At 67.7% G+C, this 25918-nt stretch carries 11 protein-coding genes; 10 read left to right on the top strand and 1 reads right to left on the bottom strand.

The genetic code is table 11. The features are described from left to right. The first annotated feature begins 6 nt into the window (after positions 1-6). The 5 genes from K8556_RS11455 (at position 7) to K8556_RS11435 (ending at position 6822) form a co-directional block, all read left to right on the top strand. Positions 7-1476: an N-6 DNA methylase gene (locus K8556_RS11455; protein WP_223740068.1), complete on the top strand. Its 1470-nt coding sequence runs from the start codon at positions 7-9 to the stop codon at positions 1474-1476. Beyond that, positions 1473-3038 (top strand): restriction endonuclease subunit S, encoded by a 1566-nt coding sequence (locus K8556_RS11450; RefSeq protein ID WP_370639912.1) that lies wholly within the window; start codon positions 1473-1475, stop codon positions 3036-3038. Before K8556_RS11455 ends, K8556_RS11450 begins: the two co-directional genes overlap by 4 nt. After that, positions 3035-4678 (top strand): restriction system-associated AAA family ATPase, encoded by a 1644-nt coding sequence (locus K8556_RS11445; protein WP_223740067.1) that lies wholly within the window; start codon positions 3035-3037, stop codon positions 4676-4678. Before K8556_RS11450 ends, K8556_RS11445 begins: the two co-directional genes overlap by 4 nt. Before the next feature lie 2 nt (positions 4679-4680). Further along, on the top strand, positions 4681-5757 hold the full coding sequence (locus K8556_RS11440) for a hypothetical protein (RefSeq protein WP_223740066.1): 1077 nt from the start codon (positions 4681-4683) through the stop codon (positions 5755-5757). A gap of 300 nt (positions 5758-6057) precedes the next feature. Beyond that, positions 6058-6822 (top strand): CPBP family intramembrane glutamic endopeptidase, encoded by a 765-nt coding sequence (locus tag K8556_RS11435; RefSeq protein ID WP_223740065.1) that lies wholly within the window; start codon positions 6058-6060, stop codon positions 6820-6822. 7 nt (positions 6823-6829) lie between these two features. Here K8556_RS11435 and K8556_RS11430 read toward each other — a convergent pair whose 3' ends face one another. Further along, complete coding sequence (locus K8556_RS11430; protein ID WP_223740064.1) at positions 6830-8932, bottom strand: sulfatase; 2103 nt, start codon at positions 8930-8932, stop codon at positions 6830-6832. A 234-nt stretch (positions 8933-9166) separates the two neighbouring features. Between K8556_RS11430 and dnaE the strand changes: the two genes are divergently transcribed. The 5 genes from dnaE (at position 9167) to K8556_RS11405 (ending at position 25883) form a co-directional block, all read left to right on the top strand. Then, a complete protein-coding gene (gene dnaE, locus K8556_RS11425) occupies positions 9167-12712 on the top strand; it encodes a DNA polymerase III subunit alpha (RefSeq protein WP_223740063.1) in 3546 nt (1181 codons plus the stop codon). Positions 12713-12732: 20 nt separating this feature from the next. After that, entirely contained in the window at positions 12733-13536 is an 804-nt protein-coding gene (locus K8556_RS11420) for an SDR family oxidoreductase (protein ID WP_014399131.1), read from the top strand. A 126-nt stretch (positions 13537-13662) separates the two neighbouring features. Then, positions 13663-18612: a lamin tail domain-containing protein gene (locus K8556_RS11415; RefSeq protein ID WP_223740062.1), complete on the top strand. Its 4950-nt coding sequence runs from the start codon at positions 13663-13665 to the stop codon at positions 18610-18612. Positions 18613-18753: 141 nt separating this feature from the next. Next, positions 18754-23694, top strand: coding sequence for a lamin tail domain-containing protein (locus K8556_RS11410; protein ID WP_223740061.1), 4941 nt, complete (start codon positions 18754-18756; stop codon positions 23692-23694). A gap of 236 nt (positions 23695-23930) precedes the next feature. Further along, positions 23931-25883 (top strand): M3 family metallopeptidase, encoded by a 1953-nt coding sequence (locus K8556_RS11405; RefSeq protein ID WP_223740060.1) that lies wholly within the window; start codon positions 23931-23933, stop codon positions 25881-25883. The last annotated feature ends 35 nt before the right edge of the window (positions 25884-25918 follow it).

The raw sequence follows: 25918 nt of genomic DNA, 5'->3' as shown, positions 1-25918 counted from the left end.
GCACTCATGAGCACCGTCACGCATGACATCGTTCAGAAACTCTGGAACCTCTGCAACGTCCTCAAGGACGATGGGGTCACGTACCATCAGTACGTCACCGAGCTTACCTACCTGCTCTTCCTCAAAATGGCTAAGGAGACGGGGACCGAAGATCAGATCCCCAAGGGCTACCGCTGGGACGACCTTGAGAAGAAGGCCGCACCTGACCGCCTTGAGCACCACAAACTCACGTTGATTCACCTCGGCACGCACGGCTCGACGCTGGTCAAAGAGATATTCGGCAACGCCAGCTCTTTCATCAAAAAGCCGGCGACACTGTCGACCCTGGTCGCCGAGCTCGACAAGCTCGACTGGTACAGCGCGAAGACCGAGGGCTTGGGCGACCTGTACGAGGGGCTACTCGAGAAGAACGCGAACGAGAAGAAGTCGGGGGCTGGGCAGTACTTCACGCCGCGGCGGCTCATCGACTCGATGGTAGCGCTAATGAAGCCGACCCTCGACGACGTGATCCAGGATCCAGCCGCGGGCACGGGCGGCTTCCTTATCGCCGCGAATCACTACATCCGCGAGCACTGCGACCCGGACAGTTGGACCGAGGCGCAGCAGCGCAAGTACCGGCGCGGCACCTTCTACGGTGTGGAGCACGTGCAGGACACGCACCGCCTCGCGCTCATGAACCTAATGCTGCACGGGCTCGACTCGGAACCAAACGGGGCCGGCATTCGCTACGGCGACACCCTCTCCCCTGAGGGGGAGGCGCTACCGAAGGCGAGTCTTATCCTGACGAACCCTCCCTTCGGCACCAAGAAGGGCGGAGGGCTGCCGACGCGCACCGACTTCACATTCCCGACCAGCAACAAGCAGTTCTGCTTTGTGCAGCACATCTATCGTGGCCTGAAGCCGGGAGGCCGCGCTGCGGTCGTGCTGCCCGACAACGTGCTCTTCGAGGGGAACGTTGGAAAGCAGATCCGCGCCGACCTGATGGACAAGTGCAACTTGCACACTATCCTCAGGTTGCCGACCGGAATCTTCTACGCGCAGGGCGTGAAGACCAACGTTCTGTTCTTCACGCGTGGCGAGAAGGACAAGGGCAACACCAAAGAGGTCTGGGTCTACGACCTGCGGGCGAACATGCCACAGTTCGGCAAGCGCACGCTGCTCACGCGCGAGCATTTCGCTGAGTTTGAGGCCGCGTTCGGCAAAGACCCCCTGAGCAGCCCGAAGAGCCTGGCGAAGCGCAAGGACACTGGCGAGGAAGGACGCTTCCGCAAGTTCACGCGCGAATGGATCGCCGAGCGCGGTGAGAGCCTCGACATTGCTTGGCTTAAGGATGACAGCGACGGTGGCGGCGACGAGCTGCCCGAGCCGGCGGTGCTGGCACGCGAGGCGATGACGGAGCTTGAGGGCGCGTTCGAGGAGCTACGCGGGATCCTCGCGGAACTGGGCGAGGACGTGGAGGAAGAGGTGGCGCAGTGAGCGAAGACGAGCTGTGGCCACTCCCGGGCGGGTGGCAATGGACCTCCTTCCAGAGTGTCGCGGAGGTGAGTTCCGATTTACGAGACCCAACCGCTACACCGGAAGCCATACACATCGCGCCGAATCACATTGAGTCTGGTTCAGGCCGACTACTTGGTCGCGGAACGGTGAACGGCGATGGGGTGACCAGCCCGAAGCATGCGTTTCACCCGGGTCAGGTACTCTACTCCAAGATTCGTCCGTACCTTGCGAAGGCCGTCCTAGTTGACTTCGAGGGACTCTGTAGCGCGGACATGTACCCGATCTCGGTCAGAGCGGGGTTGATGGAGCCTCGATATCTGCATCGTTGGCTTGTCTCACCTGCGTTCACTGCGAAGGCGAGCGAAAGCCAGGGCCGCACCGTGCTACCAAAGATCAACCAGGAGGCTCTCTACAGGAAGCCCGTCCCACTCGCGCCGCTTCCCGAGCAGAAGCGCATCGCCGACAAGCTCGACGCCCTGCTCGCGCGGGTGGAGGCGTGCCGCGAGCGCCTCGAACGTATCCCCGGCATTCTCAAGCGCTTCCGCCAGTCAGTGCTTGCTGCGGCGACCAGTGGCGAGTTGACGCGTGAGTGGCGAGAGGCGCGGGGGGGCGACGGCGAGTGGCCGGTCGTGGACCTCGAGAGCGTGGCAAGCGACTTCTCGTATGGATCCGCAGCGAAGTCGTCGAAGGTCGGCAAGGTCCCCGTGCTGCGCATGGGGAACATCCAGGATGGTTTGCTCGATTGGGGAGACCTTGTCTTCACCTCTGACGCTGCGGAGATTTCCAAGTACAAACTCGTCAGCGGCGACGTCCTGTTCAATCGGACGAACAGTCCGGAGCTTGTCGGCAAGACTGCCGTCTTTCGTGGAGAGACGGACGCGATTTACGCCGGGTATCTGATCCGCGTTCGATGTAGCGAGCGGCTTCTCCCTGATTATCTGAACTACTGTCTTGGTAGCCCTGCGGGGCGCGAATACTGTCGGCAGGTGAAGTCGGATGGCGTCAGTCAGTCCAACATCAATGCGCGCAAGCTCGCCGCGTTCACGTTCGGCCTGCCGAGTGTCGAAGAGCAACAAGAGATCATCCGGCGTGTTGAGGAATTGCTCGCGCTGAACGTGACGCTCGGCACCAAGAGTCGGTGTGCGAGGGTACTCGTAGATCGCCTAACGCCGTCGACTCTGGCCAAGGCGTTTCGCGGCAAGCTCGTTCCGCAGGACACGAACGATGAGCCTACGGCTGAGCTCTTAGCGAAGTTGAAGGCTGCGCAATCAAACGCCGCAGCGGAGCCGCCATATAGGCGCCCAAAGACAGCGGGGAATCGACCGACCATGAGCAATACCGACAAGGACACCATCAAGTCAGCGATCCTGAAACTAAAGGCCGAACGCTTCTCGTTCGACGAGCTGAGGGCACAGGTCTCCGGCGACTACGAATCCCTGAAGGCTGCACTCTTCGAACTGCTGGAAGAACCGAGCCCCGTTGTCCGGCAGGTCTTCGATAAGAGGGGAAAGGCGATGCATATCGTGCGAGTGAGGCCGTGAAACTCACCCGCGTGCACATCATCAAGGCGGCGACCTGCGGCGGGCTCCTCGATGGACTGGATGTCGGCCTGAGAGGAACGCTGAGCGGCCCCGATCAGTTCGCTCCGCTCTGTCTTGTTGGCCCCAATGGCGCCGGCAAGTCACAGTTTCTTCAGGTGGTCGCTGAGGCGTTTCAGACGGTCTTTCACGCCTGCGTGGATGAGGAGGAGCGTGCGAAGGGCAACGAAGATCTTCAGTTCGAGATTGAGTATGTTATCCGCTCTGGACGCGCTCGGGAGCCGGTCCTCGTTCGCCTGTCGCGGCGCAGCGAGGGCAAGAGGCGTCCGGCACTCAAAATCGAGCGTAAAGAAGGTATCGAGTGGGTTGAATGCCCGCTTGAGAAGCCTGCAACCCGCGATCTTCTGCCGTCGCGGGTCGTCGGCTACACGTCCGGCGACAACGAGACCCTAAGCCTGCCGTTCCTCGTCAGCCGGAGCGGTTACGCGGAAGCTGTCGGCAAGCAGGCTTTGGACCGTGAACTCAGCACGAAGGCGAAGGCGAAGGCGATTCCCGACACCCGTTTGATGTTCGTGGACTACGGCACCCATCTCGAGGTGCTGGTCGCTAACCTCATCCTTGGGTCCGCCGAGGAACGAATTGCGTTGCTTAACGACGCGAAGCTCAAGGAACTGCACTCGTTTCGATGCGTCATTCAGCTCGCTCACCGAGCTGTGCCGAAGCTCTCCGCGCGCGAGACGGCAAGCCGCAAGCGGAAGGGCGTGCAGCTAACTAACGAGCTTGAGAGCTATATCGAACAGCTTAAGCGCTGTTCGACATGTCACTCCTACGATGAAAAGACCGAGACCTACGTCTTCGACTTCCTGGTGACGGGCGAGACGCGCGCGGCTTTTCGCGCGTTCTGGGCGACGACGATCGAGCTGTATTCGGCACTTCACAAGCTGGCGATGCTGAACGACCTCGCGATCCCGAAGGTTACCCGCGAGCGCTTGCTGCGTGACATCAAGACGAGACGCTTCGCGTCGCGACTGCCGGAGCCACAAGATGAGGACCGAGTCTTCCGATTCGAGCAGGTTCGCTTCCTCCCTAAAGTCGGAGACGGCGTCGTCGACTACGTCTCGCTGTCAGATGGCGAGCATCAGCTTGCGCAGATTCTTGGAACCATGTGCATGGCATCCTTCGCCAACGTGCTGTTCCTACTCGACGAGCCGGAGTCGCACTTCAATCCGCAGTGGCGGGTCAATTTCATCTCTCGGCTGATGGAACTGCCTACGGCAAGCGGCAAGCGCGGCGAGGCGGGCGGAACTGTTGCCCAGCAGGACTGCCTGCTGACGACGCACTCGCCATTCGTCCCCTCGGATATGTCGCGAGAGAACGTGCTCATCTTCAAGAAGAGCGAGTCGGCTGTGGAGGTGCGGCGGCCCAATATTGAGACTTTTGGCACAACCTTCGACACCATCCTTGAGGAGTGCTTCGGCGTGAGCCCGCCGATGTCGGCGGTTCCGCGACGCGAGATTGCGGATCTCATGCAGAGCGACGATCCCGCGGCGATCAAGGCGGGGATCGCACGGCTGGGTGACTCCGTCGAGAAGGTGTTCTTAATGGACCGCCTTCGGCAGTTCTCGAAGCAGGAGGGGCGATAGCCGTGCTCTTTGGCTATCCTATAGCGGCGACGCTGAACAACTGGCTTCACGACTGTATGGTTGAGGCAATCAAGAATGTTCATGCTGCCGTAGACAGTGCGAAACGCTGTCCCGCATGGCCCAAAGTGTTTCCGCGCGCTTACCAAGCGACGCTGAAACCGCGAACCGGCTTGCGTGACCGCGTGAAGGCGTACAACCGGGCGATTCGCGGGCTCACGAAAGCAGACCGAGACCTTGTTCTCGCGGCCGTCGCAGACCAGAATCGCATCGCGGACCTTCTGTCTGGGGCATGTAACTGCACGCCCATCGACGGGTTGCACCAAGACGTGCGCGAGCCCGTGAAAAACCTCTTCGGTTTTGCGTTCGATCTGCTCACCGAACTCAAGGTACGCGACCAGCACTACGACGCTATCTACGCTGCCGCGACCGAACACATGTGCCCGTTCTGCGGGACGGAGTACTTCGAAGCTCCGGGGACACCTCGGGAGGCGCTGGATCACTACTTGGCGAAAAGTCGGTATCCGTTTGCCGCCGCGAATTTGCGGAACCTCGTTCCGATGGGACACAAGTGCAACTCGAACTACAAGCTCGCGAGTGACTTGCTCTATGGCGTGGGTGGTTCGCGCCGAGTCGCCTTCGACCCATACAACCACACGACCATCAATGTCGTGCTAGACGACAGCGACCCGTTTGGTGGCGTGACGGCGAACACGCCCAAATGGACGGTCAAGTTCGCTCCTGACACTCCGGCCGTGCAGACGTGGGACGAGGTGTTTTCGATTCGCGAGCGCTACCGTCAGAGCCACCTAGACCCAGACTTCGCTCGCTGGCTCGCGGGCTTCCAGAGTTGGGCGCGAAGCGTGAGCTTACAGGCCGACACTGATGACAAGCTTATAGATGCGCTGCGGCAGTACGAGGAGTACTGGGTCGCGAGTGGTATCCAAGATCGAGCCTTCCTCAAGGCTGCCGTGTTCCGAATGCTTCGTCGCCATTGCGAACTAGGACATCAGCGCCTGAAGGACCAACTTCGAGATCTGGTTGCTCCGCTCGTGAAGACAGGTGGTGAGGTCGTGGCATGACGACGTCGCTCGCTATCCTCCAGTCGCTCGTAGCCCAAGACGAGTCCGAGACGCCCACCTCGCGCTGCCCACTGCTGCCGAAGAGGCGTCCGCGGGGCCGTTTGGTGCGGGAGAGCCAGCGAAGCGCAAGTGCGCAGAGCCTGAACTGGGCGGGCCTGCTACGCCGCGTCTTCAAGGCGGGCGCCTTAACCTGTGGAGAGTGAGGAGCGGCAGCGGGTGCTGCCCTACCTGACGCAAGGGACCGTGGTGTGAGGCATCCTGTCTGTCAGCATGGCGATGGCGATGGCGATGGCGATGGCGATGCTCCGTTCGGGAGTGAAGCCCCAGGACACGGAGGCCATCCAGGCCCTGACTGAGAAACTCAAGTCGATGCCCTGGCTGATGGTCGCGGCCGTGATGACGTCCAGCATCTCCGGGTTGGTCGCTGCGCTCATGGGCGGGTTCTTGTCTCCCACGCCGTTGATGCAGCGGCTGCGCCTGGGCGCGGGAACACCGCTGCCTGCGTGGGCCTGGGGCGCCGCGCTGGTGGGCTGCTTCACGATGGGACAGGCGATGGAGAGCCTGTCGGTGCTCGCGGGTGTATGGAATTACGGGGCGTCGCTGAAGGGGTTGCAGTCCGCGAGCCAGGGTTCGGTCGTGACCTTCGCGGCGCTGCTGTTCTTCGGTGCTCTGGTAGCGGGCGCCGCGGAGGAACTCTTCTTCCGAGGCTATGTGCAGACGCGGCTCGTGGCGCGCTGGGGGCGCACAGCAGGCATCGCGGGAGCAGCCACGCTCTTTGGCATCCTGCACTTCGACCCCATCCACAGCCCCATGGCCCTGATGATGGGCCTGTTCCTGGGCTGGCTCGCGGAGTGCACAGGAAGCCTGCGGTTGTCCATCTTCGTCCACGTCTTCAACAACCTGACCTCGTTCCTGCTGTCCCGCTATGCGCCGTCCACCACGGAGCTCCCTTCCTCCGTCCACGTGACGTTGCTGGCGGTGTGCTCGCTGGCGTTCGTGGGAGTGGTAATGGCGCTGCGTCGAATGGATGCCCGGTCACCAGAGCCCGTGCTCGCAAGGCCTTGAACGAAGCTCAAGGCCCCACGGCACCGCGAGCCTCGCCCGTCCTGTCCGGCAGCTCCGCCGCGAGCTTCGCCCTCAGCGTGGCCACGATGTCCAGATGGTCTCCCGACACATCCCGCAGCTCCGACGGATCCGACACCGTGTCGAACAACTGCACACGCACCCCATCCGGAGTAGGCAGCTCCAACAGCTTCCACCTGCCCAGGTACAGCCCCCGGTGCCGCGCCCGGCGCACCGGTCCCTCCCACTCCGGCTTGAGCGCGATCTCCCCCGTATCGCCCTCCACCATCGCGATCTCATACAGCCACGGATACGGCATGCGCACCGTCTGGTACGCCTGCCCATCCCGGTCGCTGAACCACACGTCCGTCTCAATCAACGCGGGCACATCCGGCAGCGCCCTGGGCTCCGGCCCCGGCCGCGCGAGCGGCGCCAACGAGCGCCCCCGGAACGACTCCGGCGCGGGCACGCCCAGCAAGTCCAACACCGTCGGCGCCACGTCCAGCGACCGCGCCCGCTGCGTCACCTGCCGCCCTGACGCCACCTGCCCGGGCAGCCGCACCACGAATGGAATCCGCAGCCCCGCGCTGCCCCACAGGTGGTCGCCGTGGCCCTGGCCCAGCCCTTCATCCTCCAGGTGCTCGCCATGGTCCGACAGCAACACCACCAGCGTGTCCTCCCACCGGCCCCGCCGCTCCAGGTCCTCGCGCACGTTCCCCACCAGCCCATCGAACGTGCGCACCCCCGCGTCGTAGTTCGCGCCCAGCGCCGAGACGTCCTCTGGCGTAGCCCCGGGCGCATCCGGATCCACCTCCATCCGAGGCGTCGCTCCGAACCGCCACGGCCCGCGATACCCGCGCTCCACGTACTTGCCCTCCAGCGGCCACGGCGCGGCGTACGGGAAGTGCGTGGACGACGCGAACACCACCAGCGCGAACGGCGCGTCCTCCGGCATCCCGTCCAGCACATGCCGCACGCGCGTGCGCAGCGGGGCAGGGTCTGTCAGCTCCGGGAACTCGCCCCGTTCCTTGAACAGCCCCGGCGCCAGCGCCGTCCACGGCAGCAGCGCCACGTGGGTGATGAGCATCCGCTGCCGCACCAGGTCCGGGAAGCGGAAGTCCGGCGCGGACACCCGCTGGAAGCCGTACGGGAACCGCGAGAAGTGGTCCCCCGCGTAGTCCGCCACCACCGACGTGCGGTACCCCTGCGCCTCCAGCGCTGTCGCCAGCGTGGTGAGCTTCGTCTCGCGCGCCTCGCGCCCCACCAGCGTGTGCACCACCGGGTGCTCGCCCGCGTACTGCGACGTCAGCAACGTCGTCCATGACGGCGCCGTGCGCGGCACCTGCACCACCGTGTCATGGAAGCGCGTCCCTTCCTCCATCAGCCGGTCGATGTTCGGCGACGTGGACCGCGAATAGCCGTTGCCCGACAGGTGGTCCGGCCGCAGCCCGTCCGACGCCAGGATGAGCAGGTTCGGCCGCGCACGCCCGGCGGACTCCGGCCCCGGCTCCGCCCGCGTCAGCCCCAGCCCCGTGAAGCCCGCCACCGCCGCCGCGGCCGTCACGCCCCCCAGCACGCCGCGCCAGCGGGGTGACTCCGCCAACCCCCGTCCCACCACCGCCAGCACGCTCAACACTGGCAGCACCAGCGCCGCCATGGCCCAACCCGACGGCTGCGTGCCGCTCAGCCCCCGCAGCACCGCCGCCGTCACCTCCGAGCGCTCGTACAGCGTCGCCGCGTACAGGTGCGGATGCCGCGCCATGTCCGCCGCCACCAGGAAGCCCTCCACCACCAGGCACCCCAGGCCGCTCAGCCAGAACACCGCGCGCCGGCTACGCTCCGCCGCCCACAGCCCGGCCCCCAGCAGCGCTCCCAGCACCAACCCTACCACGCAGTACGCGCCAATCAGCCGCGCCACCTGCCACAGCACCACGCTCCGCCATTCGTTCCAGACGTACTCCGTGACGACGCGGCTCTCGTTCCCCTGGTAACCCAGTTGCATGTTCAGCAGGGCACAGAGCGTGTAGAGCGCCAGGAAGACGAGCAGGCCCGCCCGGCAGCCCAGCAGGAGGGCGCGAGCGAGCGTCGGCGGTGTACGGGCGGAGGTGGGCATCCTGGGGCAGCGTGGTCACGAATCCCACGGCGGCCACCCCACGCCCGCGGGGAGTGCCCACGCCCGGACGGACGGGGGGCGGAATTCCGCTCCCGGTGTCTCCCAGGCCGGTTTTCCGGGCCCCGCACGCGCCCATCCCGCTTCTTTCCTCCGGCCCCGTCACTGGACTGGCGAGCAGGGGTTGCGGGCTCTAGTGTTCAGGCGCCTCTTTCTTCACCGGGAGCCGGAACGCCCATGTCCTTTACCCACCTTCACCTCCACACCCTCTATTCGCTGCTGGATGGGGCCATCCGGATGAAGGACCTCATCAAGACGGTGAAGGAGAAGGGCATGTCCAGCGTGGCCGTGACGGACCACGGCAACATGTTCGGCACCATCGACTTCTACAAGAAGGCCAAGGACGCCGGCATCAAGCCCATCCTCGGCCTGGAGGCCTACGTCGCGGGCCCCAAGGGGCGCGAGGACCGCTCGGAGAAGGTGGCCCACCACCTCATCCTCCTGGCCAAGAACGCGGAGGGCTACGCGAACCTGCGCTACCTGTCCTCCACCGCGTACATGAACGGGTTCTACTACCACCCGCGCATCGACAAGCAGGTGCTCGCGGAGCACAGCAAGGGCCTGGTGGGCCTCACCGCGTGCCTGGGCGGTGAAGTCACCAGCGCGTGCTTCCGCGGCGACATGGACCACGCCCGCCGCGTGGCCGCCGAATACAAGGGCATCTTCGAGCCGGACAGCTTCTACCTGGAGGTCCAGTCCAACGGCATGGTCGAGCAGGACAAGGCCAACGAGAACCTCAAGCAGTTGTCCCGGGACCTGGACATCCCGCTCGTCGCCACCGCGGACGCGCACTACATCAAGCGCGAGGACGCCAAGGCGCACGAGCTGCTCATGTGCATCGCCAGCGGCAAGACGCTGGCGGACAACAAGCGCCTGCGCCACTCCACCGACAAGCTCTACGTCACGAGCCCGGAGGAGATGCTCGGCTTCTTCGCCGACTCGCCGGAGGCCGTGCACAACTCCATGCGCATCGCGGAGATGTGCAACGTGGAGCTGAAGCTGGGCAAGCCCATGCTCCCCACGTTCAAGGTGCCGGACGGCCACACCCCGGACACCTTCATGTCGGAGCTGGCCTACGAGGGCCTGCGCCAGCGCTTCAAGGAGCTGGAGGGCCAGTACCCCATCGACCGCGAGCAGTACCAGGCGCGCCTCACGCTGGAGCTGGGCGTCATCCAGCGCATGGGCTTCTCCGGCTACTTCCTCATCGTCCAGGACTTCATCAACTGGGCCAAGGACCACAACATCCCGGTGGGCCCGGGCCGTGGCTCCGGCGCCGGTTCGCTCGTGGCCTACGCGCTGCGCATCACCGACCTGGACCCCATCCCGTACAACCTCCTCTTCGAGCGCTTCCTCAACCCGGAGCGCGTGTCGATGCCGGACTTCGATATCGACTTCTGCCAGGACCGGCGCGACGAGGTCATCAAGTACGTGGGCCGCAAGTACGGCGAGATGAACGTGGGGCAGATCATCACGTTCGGCTCGCTCAAGGCCAAGAGCGTGCTGCGCGACGTGTGCCGCGTCTTCGGCCTGCCCTTCAGCGAAGGCGACCGCATCGCCAAGCTGGTGCCGGAAGTCCTCAACATCACCTTGAAGGAGGCCATCGAGATGGAGCCTCGCCTCAAGGAGATGATCGAAAAGCCCCAGAACATCGGTGAGGTGGAGGGCAACCCCGTCACCACCAAGGACGTGCTGGAGATCGCGCTCGCGCTGGAGGGCCTGCACCGCCAGCCCGGCATGCACGCCGCGGGCGTGGTCATCGCGGACAAGCCGCTCTGGGAGTTCGTGCCCGTCTACCAGCCGCCCGGCGAGAAGATCCTCATCACCCAGTTCGCCAAGGACGAGGTGGAGGCCGCGGGCCTGGTGAAGTTCGACTTCCTCGGCCTGAAGACGCTCACGGTCATCCAGCACGCGCTGGACCTGGTGAACCGCAACCACGGCAAGGACATCAAGCGGCACGAGATCCCGCTGCACGACGAGAAGATGTGGCAGTTGATGGCGGAGGGCGACACCGCCGGCGTCTTCCAGATGGAGTCCAGCGGCTTCACCGAAATGGTGATGAAGCTCAAGCCGACCTGCTTCGAAGACGTCATCGCCGCGGGCGCGCTCTACCGCCCGGGTCCGCTGGACTCCGGCATGGTGGACGTCTTCATCAACCGCAAGCACGGCCGGGAGAAGGTGGCCTACCCGCACCCGAAGCTGGAGCCGGTGCTCAAGGACACCTACGGCGTCATCGTCTACCAGGAACAGGTGATGCAGATCTCCCAGGTGCTGGGAGGCTACACCCTGGGCCGCGCCGACCTTCTTCGCCGCGCCATGGGCAAGAAGAAGGCGGAGGTCATGCAGGCCGAGCGCGCCGGCTTCCTGGAGGGCTGCAAGAACAACAACGTGGACCTGAAGGTCGCGGGCGAAATCTTCGACCTGATGGAGAAGTTCGCCGAGTACGGCTTCAACAAGAGCCACTCCGCGGCGTACGGCCTGGTCACCATCCACACGGCGTGGCTCAAGGCCCACTACCCGTGCGAATTCATGGCCGCCCTTCTCACCAGCGAGAAGGACAACACCGACAAGGTGGTGAAGCACATCGGCGAGGCCCGCGAGTCGGGCACGCAGGTGCTGCCGCCGGACGTGAACCAGTCCGACATGGCCTTCGGCGCGGTGGAGGGGAAGATCCGCTTCGGCCTGGGCGCCATCAAGGGCGTGGGCGAGGGCGCCATCGAGTCCATCCTGGAGGCGCGCAAGGAGGGCCCCTTCAAGAGCCTCTTCGACTTCTGCGAGCGCGTGGACGGCCGCCGCGTCAACCGCAAGGTGCTGGAAGCGCTGGTGAAGGCCGGCGCCTTCGACTTCGAGAAGCGCCCCCGCGCGCAGCTCTTCGAGACCATCGAGCGCGCGATGAACCGCGGCTCCTCCAGCCAGAAGGACCGCGCGGCGGGGCAGAGCTCGCTCTTCGGCATGCTCGCGGGGCCCGAGTCCTCCGGCGGCGGCCTCAAGGACGACTACGCGCAGGTGGAGGAGTGGCCGGAGAAGGAGCGCCTGGCCTTCGAGAAGGAGGCCATCGGCTTCTACGTGTCCGGCCACCCGCTGTACCAGTACGAGAAGGAGCTCAAGCGCTACGCGCGGCCCATCACCGCCGTGCAGCGGGCGCGCCGCGACGAGAAGCTCACCGTGGCGGGCATCATCACCGTGCTGCGCGAGCGCCCCACCAAGACGGGCAAGCGCATGGCGTGGGTCACCATCGAAGACCTGTCCGGCTCCACGGAGCTGGTGTGCTTCCCGGGCAAGGACGGCACGCGCAACGTGATGGGCAAGGACGGCAAGTGGTCCAAGCAGGGCCCCAAGCCGGGGTACGAGCACTGGGAGCACCTGCTCAAGTCGGACGACCCCATCCTCGTCACCGGCACCGTGCAGATTTCGCAGCGCGACGAGAACACGCCCACCGCGGAGCTCATCGTCGAGGACATCCAGAGCCTCAAGGCCGTGCGGGAGAAGCGCACCAAGCGCCTGGAGCTGCGGCTGCCCGCGGACATCGTCACGGAGGAGCGGCTGGCGAAGCTCAACGAGCTGGCGAAGAAGTACGCGGGCGCCACCCCGGTGGCGGTGAGCGTGCTGTTCCCCGGGGAGGCGGAGGCGCATATTTCCGGCACCACCCTCAAGGTGCAGGTGAACGACGATTTGCTCCTCGCGGTGGACCGCCTCTTCGGGCAGAAGGTCGTCGAGTTCGGCTGATTTCGAAAGGAAGCGACTCCATGGCGGACAGCGTGTTCAAGGATGGGCTGCTCAAGGGCAAGACGGCGTTCGTCTCCGGCGGCAGCAGCGGCATCAACCTCGGCATCGCCACCGCGTTCGTGAAGGCGGGCGCGAAGGTGGCCATCAACGGCCGCAACGTGGAGAAGCTGGAGGGCGCGGTGAAGGGCCTCCAGGCCCACGGCACCGCCATGGGCGTGGCCGCGGACGTGCGCGACTACGCGTCGGTGGAGAAGGCGCTCCAGCAGGTGAAGGACGCCTACGGTGAGATCGACGTGCTGGTGTGCGGCGCGGCCGGCAACTTCCCCGCGCCCGTGCTGGGCATGTCCTCCAACGGCTTCAAGGCGGTGATGGACATCGACGTGCTGGGCACCTTCAACGTGTCTCGCGCCGCCTTCGAACACCTGCGCAAGCCGGGCGCCGCCGTCATCAACATCTCCGCGCCCCAGGCCTACCTGCCCATGGCCATGCAGGCCCACGTGTGCGCCGCCAAGGCCGGCGTGGACATGCTCACCCGCGTGCTCGCCATCGAGTGGGGCGGCACGGGCGTGCGCGTCAACGCCATCACCCCGGGCCCCATCGAGGGCACGGAGGGCATGAGCCGCCTGGCCCCGTCGGAGGGCGCCCGCCAGAAGCTCGCGGAGGCCCTGCCGCTCCAGCGCTTCGGAAAGCCAGACGACATCGCCCGGCTGGCCCTGTTCCTCGCCTCCGACGCGGCGTCCTACATCACCGGCGCCATCATGGTCTGCGATGGCGGCCAGTCTTTGTTGGGCGGTGCCGCGGTGCTCCAGGCCATCAACGGCTGATTCCAGCCGAGGTGCGTGTCCCGGCCCTGCTTCGCGGGCGCCGGGGGATGTCTGCTAGAAGGCTTTGCAACCCCGCGTGGTGCGCACGCCGCGCGCGCGGGGGCTGCTCGCTGGACGGAGACATCCATGTCCCCAAGGATTGCTGTGCTCGCCCGGTGTCTGGGGTTGAGCGTGCTGTGTCTGGGATTGTCACTGGGCTGCACGGAGCCGGGGCTCTCCCCGCAGCCTCCGCCCAGGGGCGTGGTGGACACGGCGGCCTCCACGGTGGTGGTGGACCGGCCCACGGGCGTGCTGGCGGATGGCCAGGACACCGCGGTCGTCACGGTGACGGTGCTGCGCAAGGCGGACGGCTCGCGGCTGTCCGGGCTCTCGGTGTCGGTGACGGTGGAGGGGGAGGGCGCCTCCGTCCTGGAGTCGGAGGCCCTCACCGGCCCCGATGGCGAGGCCCTGGCGCGGGTGACGTCCACGGCGCCGGGCGTGAAGACGGTGAAGGCGTCGGTGACGGATGTGACCGGCGGAAGGATGCCGCTCACCCAGACGGCCACGGTGGAGTTCGCGAGCGTCAGCACCGTGAAGACGCTGGCGTTCCGCTCGGCGCTGCCGGACGGCGTGGCGGGCGTTCCGCTCGCGGGCCTGGTGGTGGAGGTCCAGGACGCCAGCGGCGCGGTGGTGGCGGACAGCACGGCGGAGGTGACGCTGTCGCTGGGCTCCGGCGGCAGCGTGTCCCCCGAGGGCCTGCTGACGGTGGCGGCGGTGAACGGCGTCGCGTCCTTTTCGGACGTGGTGCTGAAGCGTGCGGGCGCGGGCTACTCCTTCGTCGCGAACGCCCCGGGCTTCGAGGCCGTCGCCAGCCCCCCCTTCACGGTGGCGCCCGGTGCGCCCTCGGCCCTGGAGTGGAGCACCTGGCTGGAGGCTGTCACCGCGGGCGTGACGCAGGACCTGGAGGTCACGATCCAGGACGCGTACCTCAACACGGTGACGGGCTACACGGGCACGGTGACGCTGACGTCCACGGACGCGGCGGCGACGCTGCCCGCCGCGCACACCTTCACCCCCGTGGACGCGGGCAGGTTCAGGTTCCAGGGCATCACCTTCCGCACGGCCGGTCCCCAGCGCCTGATGATGGGTGACGGGACGGCCGCCATCGCGGCCACGCTGGATGCGAACGTGTCCGCCGCGGCGCCCGCGCGTCTGGTCTTCACGCAGCAGCCGGCCACGCCTGTGTCGACGCGTGCCGCCCTGGGGACCGTGAAGGTGGCGGTCCAGGATGCCTTCGGCAACACGGCGCCGGTGACCTCTCCCTCGGTGACGCTGTCGCTACCTCCAGGCACCTTCACGTTGATGGGAACGGTGGACGCGGCGCCGGTGGAGGGCATCGCGACCTTCACGGACTTGAGCATCGCGGGGCATGGCATCACGCACCTGGTGGCGTCCGCGCAGGGCGTGCAGGACGTGAGCAGCGCGGACGTGGAGGTGAAGGACGACGTGGCGCCCGCGAAGCCGGTGCTGACGCAGACGGGGGCCACGGAGACGGGCCTCACCGTGCAGTGGACAGGCGTGGGGGATGACGGTGTGCAGGGGCAACTGGCGTCGCAGGAGCTGCGCTACGCGACGTCCGCCATCAGCACGGACGCGGCCTTCGACGCGGCGACGCCGGTGACGGTCGGCGCCCCGGTGCCTCCGGGGACGGAGCAGTCCGCGACCCTCTCCGGGCTCGGGGCGGGCAAGACGTACCACGTGGCGCTGAAGGTGACGGACGCGCACGGCAACTCCGCGCGCTCGGACAGCCTCGCGGTGTCCACGGAGGATCCGCAGGTGACGCAGTTGGCGTTCACGCCGCAGCCGTCGAATGGCAACGCGGGGTCGGCGCTCGCGGACGTGAAGGTGTCACTGCTGGACGCGCGGGGCGACGTCGTCCCCAAGGCCACCACGGTGGTGACGCTGACGCTCACCGGTCAGGCTGGCTTCACGGCGGTGCCGGTGGCGGCGGTGAATGGCGTGGCCACCTTCGCGGGCCTGCGCGTGGACACGGCGGGCACGTTCACCTTCACGGCCACGGCGGGCTCGCTGACGCAGGTGAGCCAGTCCTTCACGGTGGGCGCGGGCGCGGCGGCGAAGCTGATGCTCGTGCCCTTCCCGGGCCCGGTCGACGCGGGTGCGTCGAACGACGTGACGGTGTCCGTGACGGATGCCTTTGGCAACCGCCTCCCGGACTACACCGGCACGGTGCGCTTCACGTCCTCGGACGCGCAGGCGGTGCTGCCTCCGGATGTCGTCTTCGCCCCGGCGGACCAGGGCGAGAAGACGGTCTCCGGCTTCGTCTTCAAGACGGCGGGCACGCAGTCGCTCACGGCCACGGACACCGCGACCCCGGCGCTCACCGCGACGGTGAACGCGGAGGTGCGCTCCGTCACGGCCACGTCGCTCGAAGTCATCGCGAGCGCGGGCCCGTTCGGCGCGGGCCAGTCGCTGAGCTACGAGCTGGTGGCACGTGACGCCTACGGCAACGTGGCGAAGGGCTACGCGTCCACGGTGACCTTCACCTCCTCGGATGCGCAGGCGGTGCTGCCCGGCGCCTATACGTTCACCCTGCTGGACGAGGGCCGGCACACCTTCAGCGTGGAGCTGCGCACCGCCGGAGACCAGGACGTCACCGTGGAGGACGTGACGGACACGTCGCTCACGGCCTCGCACACGTATTCCATCCTCCCCGCGACCGTCGACAGGCTGGTGTTCGTCTCCGCGCCCACGACGGGCTCGGTGCGGCAGGCGCTGGCGGACGTGGAGGTCGTGCTGCGGGATGTGTATGGCAACACCGTCAAAGACACCCCGACGGACGTGACGCTGGCGCTCGCGGGTGGCGGCTTCGCCCAGGCCAATCCCACGCAGAAGACCGTGGACGGCGTGGCGACCTTCGCCGGCCTCGTCGTGAATGACGAAGGCACGTATCGGTTTGAAGCCGACGCGGACACCGTGGCGGTCGCTACGTCCGGGGACCTGCTCATCACCGACGAGGTGGCGCCGGCCGTCGCGCGGAGCTTCAGCGCGACGGTTGTGTCCGGCACCAGCCTCCGCCTGGATTGGGCGGCCCCGGGAGACGACGGCGACCTGGGGACGGCGAAGCGCTACGAGCTGCGCTACGCCACGTCCGCCATCACCGACGCGACGTTCGACTCGGCCACGGAGGCGACGGGCATGAGCACGCCCCGGGCTCCGGGCATGGCGGAGACCTTCACCGTCTCCGGCCTGGAGGTGGCGACGACCTACTTCTTCGCGCTGAGGACCTTCGACGGCGCGGGCAACGTCAGCGCGCTCGCCACCGCGAGCGCCAGCACCCCCAGCCCTTGCGACGGCTACGTGTGCACGCCGCCGGCCCCGACGTGCGCGGAGGACGCCAAGACACTGGAGGTGCCCACGTCGGTGTGCGTGGTGCGCGACAGCGTGCCGACCTGCGAGGACGGCGCGGTGGCGCGGCAGGTCTGCCCCAGCGTCTGCCACGCGGGCGCGTGCACTCTGGCATCGTCGTTCGTGAACGTAGGGGAACTCGTCCTGTCGGAGGTGATGCACTCGCCCTCCGCGGGCACCACGGAGTACCTGGAGCTGACCAACACCAGCACGAAGCTGATGGACCTGAACGGCATGCAGGTGCACATCACGAACAGTCAGGGATCGTTCTCCGGTTTCTCCGTGCTGTATGGCAAGCCGCTGTTGGTCGAACCCGGCGGGCGGGTGGTGTTCGCGCAGGACGCGAACCCGGCGACGAACGGTGGAGTGCCCGCGAGCTACGCGTATGGCACGAGCATGCGCATGGACAGCACGGGCGCCGTCGCCATCCGGGGGCTGTTTGGCCCACCGGGAAATCCGTCGGTGGACCGCGTCGAATACTGGGAAGGTTTCCCGAACACGCCCGGTCGCGCGATGAGCCTCGCGTCCAGCATCATCGGCGCGCCGGCCAGCGCCCGGTCCCGGTCCTGGTACTGGTGTGACTCCTCCGGCAGCCTCAAGGGCGGCGACCGGGGCACGCCGGGCCAGCCCAATGACGACTGCGGCATGAACGTCCAGCCTCCGGTGGACTTCTGCAACATCGCGTACCCGAAGACTTTTCCGGACTTCCCCAGGTACCCGGCCACCATCACCACCACCGAGACCTACGCCATCCACAGCTCGTTCTCCGACTTCGACGTCACCACCCGGAACCCGACCGGCAATGACTACTCCCCGCGCATCGAGGCGCAGTTGGGGTACGGCACGGACGCCGCCAACCCGGAGGGCTGGACGTGGCTCAAGGCCGACTTCAACGTGAACTACGCCGTGTCCGCGGGAAGCGTGAACGACCAGATGCGGACCTGGATGAACATCCCCACGCCCGGGACCTACCGCTATGGCTTCCGCTACCGGTTCAAGGACGCGGGCGCGCCGTGGGTGTATTGCGATCAGAACGGCATCACCGTTCCACCCGCCGGCACGTATGGCTCGGTGACGGTGGTGGCGAATGTGAAGCCGCCGCTGACGGACCATGTCGTCATCAGCGAGTTCAATGGAGGGCAGCCCTACCTCAGCGCGGATGAGATCATCGAGCTCTACAACCCGACGCACGCGGACGTGGACCTGACGGGCTGGGAGGTGGGCTACATGCCCGCCAAGGGGAGCAGCTACACGACCTTCGTCCTCCCGGCCGGGAGCAGGATTCGCGCCCACGGCTTCTTCCTGCTGGGCGGCGCGACCTACACGGGCACGGTCGCCGCGGACGTCAGGTACTCGGTTTTCGACGCAGCGGACTCCTCGACCGGTGGCCACATCCGCCTCCGGAGTCCGGACGGGGCGAGCTTCACCGAGGTGGACCGGCTCGGGTACGGCACCGCCAGCCAGCCCGAGGGCTCCCCCGCTCCGTACTCCGCGGGCAGAAGCCTGATCCGCAAGGCCGTGTCCACCTCGGTCCCCTCGGGGATGGTGTCCGTGCTCGGCTCGGATTACTGGCGGGGGAACGCCTACGACACGAACGACAACGCGACGAACTTCTTGGACGTCCCGGAACGGGAACCCCAGAATTCCGCGAGCCAGGTCGAGTTCTACTGACCGTTCCCAACGGGGATTCCAGTTGAGGTGCAAACCTCCGGCCCTGCTTCGCGAGGGTCGGGGGATGTCTGCTAGAAAGCACTGAAACCCCGTGAGAAGCGCACGAAGCCGCGCGGGGCTGCTCGCTGGACGGAGACATCCATGTCCCCACGGATCGCTGTGCTCGCCCGCTGTCTGGGGTTGAGCGTGCTGTGTCTGGGCCTGTCGCTCGGCTGTAAAGACTCTGGAACCCCGCCGCAGCCTCCGCCCGAAATCGAGGGCGTGGTGGACACGGCGGCCTCCACGGTGGTGGTGGACCGGCCCACGGGAGTGCTGGCGAACGGCGAGGACGTCGCGGTCGTCACCGTGACGGCGCTGCGCAAGGCGGACGGCTCGCGGCTGTCCGGGCGCTCGGTGTCGCTGACGCTGGAGGGGGAGGGCGTCTCCGTCCAGGAGTCCGCGCTCGTCACCAACATCAACGGCCAGGCGCAGGCGCACGTGACGTCCACGGTGCCGGGCGTGAAGACGGTGAAGGCGTCCGTGAAGGACGACACCGGCAAGATGACGGCGCTCGACGCGACGGCCACGGTGGACTTCGCGGACGTCAACACCGTGAAGACGCTGGCGTTCCGCTCGGCGCTGCCGGATGCCGTCGCGGGCGAGCCGCTCAAGCTCCTGGTGGTGGAGGTGCGCAACGGCGCTGGCGGGGTGGTGACGGACAGCACGGCGGAGGTGACGCTGTCGCTGGGCTCCGGCGGCATCGTGTTCCCGGAGGGGCAGTTGACGGTGGCCGCGGTGAACGGCGTCGCGACCTTCCCGGACGTGGTGCTGAAGCGCGCGGGCAAGGGCTACTCCTTCATGGCGAGCGCCCCGGGCTTCGAGCCCGTCCCCAGCACCGTCTTCAAGGTGGAGCCCGGTGCGGTGTCCGCGCTGGGGCTGGACCGCCTCCTGGAGACCACCACGGCGGGCACGGCGGAGTCCCTGGAGGTCACGCTCTCGGACATGTACGCCAACACGGTGACGACCTACACGGGCACGGTGACGCTGACGTCCACGGACGCGGCCGCGACGCTGCCCTCCCACACGTTCACCGCCGTGGACGCGGGCCGGTTCAAGTTCCAGGACATCACCTTCCGCACCGCCGGGCCGCGGTTCCTGACGATTGCGGACAGCGCAGGGGCCTTCTCCTTCGAGTCCAGGGTGCTCGTGTCCGCCGCGGCGCCCTCGAAGCTGGTGTTCACGCAGCAGCCCGCCTCGCGCGTGTCGACGCGCGCCTCCCTGGGGACCGTGAAGGTCGCGGTCCAGGACGCCTTCGGAAACCCGGCGTCGGCGACCGGGCTGACGGTGAAGCTGTCGCTGCCGGCGGGGGCCTTAACGCTTGCGGGGACCGTGAGCGCGGCGCCGGTGGACGGTGTCGCGACCTTCACGGACTTGAGCATCGCGGGGCACGGCACCACGCACCTGGTGGCGTCCGCGCAGGGCGTGCAGGACGTGAGCAGCGCGGACGTGGAGGTGGTGGACGACGTGGCGCCCGCGAAGCCGGTGCTGACGCAGACGGGGGCCACGGAGACGGGCCTCACCGTGCAATGGACGGGCGTAGGGGATGACGGTGTGCAGGGGCAACTGGCGTCGCAGGAGCTGCGCTACGCGACGTCCGCCATCACCACGGACGCGGCCTTCGACGCGGCGACGCCGGTGACGGTCGGCGCCCCGGTGCCTCCGGGCACGGAGCAGTCCGCGACCCTCTCCGGGCTCGCGGCCGGGAAGACGTACCACGTGGCGCTCAAGGTGACGGACGCGCACGGCAATTCCGCGCGCTCGGACAGCCTCGCGGTGTCCACGGCGGACCCGCAGGTGACGCAGTTGGCGTTCACGCTGCAACCGTCGAATGGCACTGCGGGCTCCACGCTCGCGGACGTGAAGGTGTCGCTGCTGGACGCGCGGGGCGACGTCGTCTCCACGGCCACCACGGTGGTGACGCTGACGCTCACCGGTCAGGCTGGCTTCACGGCGGTGCCGGTGGCTGCGGTGAATGGCGTGGCCACCTTCGCGGGCCTGCGCGTGGACACGGCGGGCACGTACACGTTCACGGCCACGGCGGGCTCGCTGACGCAGGAGAGCCAGTCCTTCACGGTGGGCGCGGGTGCCGCGGCGAAGCTGGTGCTCGCGGCCTTCGCGGATCCGGTCGACGCGGGCGACTCGAACGACGTGACCGTCTCCGTGACGGACGCCTTTGGCAACCGCATCCAGGGTTACACCGGCACGGTGCGCTTCACGTCCTCGGACGCGCAGGCGGTGCTGCCTCCGGACGCCGTCTTCGCCCCGGCGGACCAGGGCGAGAAGACGGTCTCCGGCCTCGTGTTCAAGACGGCGGGCACGCAGTCGCTCACGGCCACGGACACGGCCACCCCGGCCCTCACCGCGACGGTGAACGCGGAGGTGCGCTCCGTCACGGCCGCGTCGCTCGAAGTCATCGCGAGCGCGGGCCCGTTCGGCGCGGGCCAGTCGCTGAGCTACGAGCTGGTGGCGCGTGACGCCTACGGCAACGTGGCGAAGGACTACGCGTCCACGGTGACCTTCTCGTCGTCGGATGCGCAGGCGGTGCTGCCTGGTGCCTATACGTTCACCCTGCTGGACGAGGGCCGGCACACCTTCAATGTGGAGCTGCGCACCGCCGGGGACCAGTCCGTCACCGTGGAGGACGTGACGGACCTGTCGCTCACGGCCTCGCACACGTATTCCATCCTCCCGGCGGGCGTGGGCCAGTTGACCTTCGCCTCCGCGCCCACGACGGGCTCGGTGCGGCAGGCGCTGGCGGACATCGAGGTCGCGGTGAAGGACGCCTACGGCAACACCCTCACCGACGCGTCAGCCGATGTGCAACTGGCGCTGGTGGGCGGCGGCTTCGCCCAGGGCGTCCCCACGCGCACCACCGTGAGCGGCGTGGCCACCTTCGGCGAGCTCAGCATCAACGACGAAGGCACGTACCAGCTCCAGGCGAGCGCGGACGACTTCCAGACCCTCACGTCGGCGGACCTGATCATCTCCGACGCACAGGCGCCGTCCGCCGCCGCGAGCTTCAGCGCGACGGGGGTGTCCGGCGACAGCATCCGCCTGGACTGGCAGGCCCCGGGTGACGACGGCGTGCTGGGCACGGCCTCGCGCTACGAGCTGCGCTACGCCACGTCCGCCATCACCGACGCCACCTTCGGCGCGGCCACGCTCGTGACGGGCATGAGCGCGCCCCAGACGGCGGGCACGGCGGAGTCCTTCACCGTCACCGGCCTGACGGCGGCCACGACGTACCACTTCGCGCTCCGGACGTTCGACGGCGCGGACAACGCCAGCGCGCTCGCCACCGCGAGCACCGCCACCACCAGCCCGTGCGACGGCTACGTGTGCACGCCGCCCGCGCCCCAGTGCGCGGAGGACGGTTACTCGCGCGAGGTCTACTCGTCGGTGTGCGTGGTGCAGAACGGCGCGCCGACCTGCGTGGCCGGCGACTCGACGCTCGAGACCTGCACCGGCGCGGACGCGGTCTGCTACGCGGGCGCGTGCACCAGCGCGCCGCACCCGGGCGCGGGCGAGCTGGTCATCTCGGAGGTGATGCACTCGCCCTCCGCGGGCACCACCGAGTACCTGGAGCTGACCAACACCACGTCGCATCTGCTGGACGCGCAGGGCCTGACGGTGACCCTGGTCAACAGCGCGGGGACGGAGACGTCCTTCACGGTGAACCACAACCCCACGCTGCTGGTGCCCCCCGGCGGCCGGACGGTGCTCGCGCAGGACGCGAACTACACGCGCAACGGTGGCGTGTCGGCGAACACCGACTATGGCATCGACAAGTTCATGGACAGCACGGGCTCCATCACGCTCAAGCAGGGCGCGGTGACGGTGGACAGCCTCACGTACACGAACGCGTTCCCCCAGACGACGGGCCGGGCCATGAGCCTCGCGTCCAGCATCATCGGGACGAAGGGCAGCGCCCAGGCCTGGTACTGGTGTGACTCCACCGGCAGCCTGTCCGGCGGGGACCGGGGCACGCCGCTCCAGGCCAACGACGACTGCGGCCTGAACGTGGAGAAGCCGCTGAACTACTGCGCCATCCAGTACCCGAAGACGTTCCCGTCGCCGGACAACGCCTACCCGGCGGTCATCGCCCCCAACGCCAGCTACGACATCTACAGCCAGTTCTACAGCTACGACGTCACGCAGCGGAACACGCAGGGCAACGACTTCTACCCGCTCATCGAGGCGCAGTTGGGCTACGGCACGGACGCCGCCAACCCGGCGGGCTGGACGTGGACGGCGGCGGACTTCAACGCGGGCTTCACCACGCCGAACTCCAACAACGACGAAATGAAGGCGGTCCTCCAGATTCCCACGGCCGGCACGTACCGCTACGGCTTCCGCTACCGCTTCAAGGGCGAGCCGTGGGTGTACTGCGACCAGTCCGGCAAGGTGGATCCTCCCGCGGGCACCTGGGGCTCGGTGACGGTCGTCAAGACACCGCTGACGAACCACGTGGTCATCAGCGAGGTCAGCGGCGGCAACGGCACGGGCACGGCCGCGACGGACGAGTTCGTCGAGCTCTACAACCCGACGAACTCGGACGTGGACCTGTCCAACTGGCAGCTCAGCTACAAGTCCGCCACCGGGACCACCTGGAGCGGGACCGTCACCATTCCCGCCGGAAAGGTCATCCGCGCCCACGGCTACTTCCTTCTGGGCGGGGCGAACTACAGCGGCACGGGCACGCTGGCCAAGGACCTCGGCTACACCTTCGATGCGTCGGCCTCCACGACCGCCGGTGGCCACGTCCGCATCCAGCAGCTCGTGGGGGGGACCTACGTGGACGTGGACAAGCTGGGATGGGGCGCCGGGAATTCCCCCGAGGGCACCGCCGCCCCTTCGCACCCGGCGGTGGGCGGCAGCCTCGAGCGCAAGGCCGTGGCCTCCTCCACCTCCACCACCATGGGCACGACCGGCGCGGACGCCCTTCGTGGCAATGGGCAGGACACGGACAACAACGGCCAGGACTTCGTGACCCGCGCCGTCCGGGAGCCGCAGACCTCGCAGAGCCCGCTCGAGTTCTACTGACGCCTCCGCCTCACCCTTGAGAAGTCCCAGGAAGGCCGCCTCCGGCACTCACGCCGGGGCGGCCTTCCGCCTTCGGGCACCGCCCGCCCGTCCGCCGCCCGACGGACGGGGCGGGGGAGGGCGTCCACTGCCCGGCAACCGTCCGCGCCGGGCCACTCGGATGCTGCCAGGGAGGACGGGGCGCATTAGCTTTGAGCCCTTTCCCGCACACCCACGGCTTGAGAGGAGCCCATCCCGTGTCCGAGCCCCTGGTCCCCGACGCCGCCCGCCATGTCACCTGCCCGCCGGAGGAGTTCCGCCGCGCGAGCGAGGAGGCCCTGTCCAGGGCCCGCGACGGCATCGCGCGACTGAAGACGCTGCCCGCCTCCACGCCCCCCAGGGAGGTCCTGGAGCTGTTCGACGAGTCCTCGGCCGCGCTGGATGACGCCGCCGCGCGCGCCAGCGTCGTGCGCCACACGCACCCGGAGGCCGCCCTGCGCGAGGCCGCGGAGGCCTCCGAGCAGGCCATCGAAAACCTGGCCAACGACATCCGCATGGACCGGGGCGTCTACGACGTCCTGGCGCGCGTGGACCTGTCCCAGGAGGACGCCGCCACGCGCAAGTGGATGGAGAAGGTGCTGCGCGACTTCCGCCGCGCCGGCGTGGACCGCGACGACGCCACCCGCGCGAAGGTGAAGGCGCTCCAGGAGGAGCTGGTCCGCATTGGCCAGGAGTTCAGCCGCAACATCAGCCAGGACACCCGCAAGGTGTCCCTGCCCCCGGCCGCGCTGGACGGCCTGCCGGAGGACTACGTGCGCGCGCACGCCCCCGGCGAGGACGGCCAGGTGCGCATCTCCACGGACTACCCGGACCTGGTGCCCTTCCTCACCTACGCGCGCGACGGCAAGGCCCGCGAAGCGCTCTGGCGCGCCAACCGCCAGCGCGGCTACCCCTCCAACGTGGACGTGCTCCAGAAGCTGGTCCAGAAGCGCCATGAGCTGGCCACGCTGCTGGGCTACCCGCACTGGGCCGCCTACGCCACCGAGGACAAGATGGTGCGCACCGCGGACGCCGCGGGCACCTTCATCCGGAAGATCGCCGACGCGTCGGAGGAGCGCATGAAGCGCGACTACGCCGTGCTCCTGGAGCGCAAGCGCAAGGACGACCCGGCCGCCGACAAGGTGAACCCGTGGGACTCCGGCTACCTGGATGACCGCGTGAAGGCGGAGCAGTACGCCTTCGACTCGCAGACGGTGCGCCCCTACTTCGAATACACGCGCGTGAAGCAGGGCGTGCTGGACCTCACGGCGCGCCTCTTCGGCGTCACCTACCGCCCCGTGAAGGACGTGCCCGTGTGGCACCCGGACGTGGAGGTCTACGACGTCCACGAAGGCCAGACGCTCAAGGGCCGCTTCTTCCTGGACATGCACCCGCGCGCGGACAAGTACAAGCACGCGGCCCAGTTCACGCTGACGAGCGGCAAGTCCGGCCGGCGGCTGCCGGAAGGCGCGCTCATCTGCAACTTCCCCAAGCCCGGCGCGGAGCCCGCGCTCATGCAGCACGGCGACGTGGAGACGTTCTTCCACGAGTTCGGCCACCTCCTGCACCACATCTTCGGCGGCCACACGAAGTGGGCGGGCCTGTCCGGCGTGCGCACGGAGTGGGACTTCGTGGAGGCCCCGTCGCAGATGCTGGAGGAGTGGGGGCGCGACGTGACGTGCCTGCAGACCTTCGCGAAGCACTACCAGACGGGCGAGGCGCTGCCCGCGGAGCTGGTGGAGCGCATGCTCGCCGCGGACGAGTTCGGCAAGGGGCTCTTCGTGCGCCAGCAGATGTTCTACGCGGCGCTCAGCCTGGAGCTGTACCGGCGCGACCCGAAGGACCTGGACGCCACCGCGCTCGTGCGTGAGCTGCAGGGCCAGTACATCCCCTTCCCGTACCTGGAGGGCACGTACTTCCACCTCACCTTCGGGCACCTGGACGGGTACTCGTCCAACTACTACACGTACATGTGGTCGTTGGTCATCGCGAAGGACCTCTTCACGGTGTTCCAGACGAAGGGCCTGCTCAACCCCGAGCCCGCGCAGGCCTACCGCCGCGCGGTGCTGGAGCCGGGCGGCTCCGACGACGCCGCCCGCCTGGTGCACCACTTCCTTGGCCGCGACTACGACTTCCGCGCGTACGAGGCCTGGCTCAACAAGGCCGCCTGAGCGGCGGACGGCACGGCGGCCCCGGGAGGAGGGGG

This window comes from Corallococcus sp. AS-1-12 (genome assembly GCF_020036995.1).
Lineage (GTDB): Bacteria > Myxococcota > Myxococcia > Myxococcales > Myxococcaceae > Corallococcus.
Note: the sequence above shows the minus strand (reverse complement) of the source record. Positions and strands in the feature narration are given on the sequence as shown.

Bases quoted from the DNA above. Each gene is read 5' to 3' on its own strand.
- K8556_RS11455 (WP_223740068.1), top strand. From the start codon at position 7: ATGAGCACCGTCACGCATGACATCGTTCAGAAACTCTGGAACCTCTGC.
- K8556_RS11435 (WP_223740065.1), top strand. From the start codon at position 6,058: ATGCTCCGTTCGGGAGTGAAGCCCCAGGACACGGAGGCCATCCAGGCC.
- K8556_RS11430 (WP_223740064.1), bottom strand. From the start codon at position 8,932: ATGCCCACCTCCGCCCGTACACCGCCGACGCTCGCTCGCGCCCTCCTG.
- dnaE (WP_223740063.1), top strand. From the start codon at position 9,167: ATGTCCTTTACCCACCTTCACCTCCACACCCTCTATTCGCTGCTGGAT.
- K8556_RS11420 (WP_014399131.1), top strand. From the start codon at position 12,733: ATGGCGGACAGCGTGTTCAAGGATGGGCTGCTCAAGGGCAAGACGGCG.
- K8556_RS11415 (WP_223740062.1), top strand. From the start codon at position 13,663: ATGTCCCCAAGGATTGCTGTGCTCGCCCGGTGTCTGGGGTTGAGCGTG.
- K8556_RS11410 (WP_223740061.1), top strand. From the start codon at position 18,754: ATGTCCCCACGGATCGCTGTGCTCGCCCGCTGTCTGGGGTTGAGCGTG.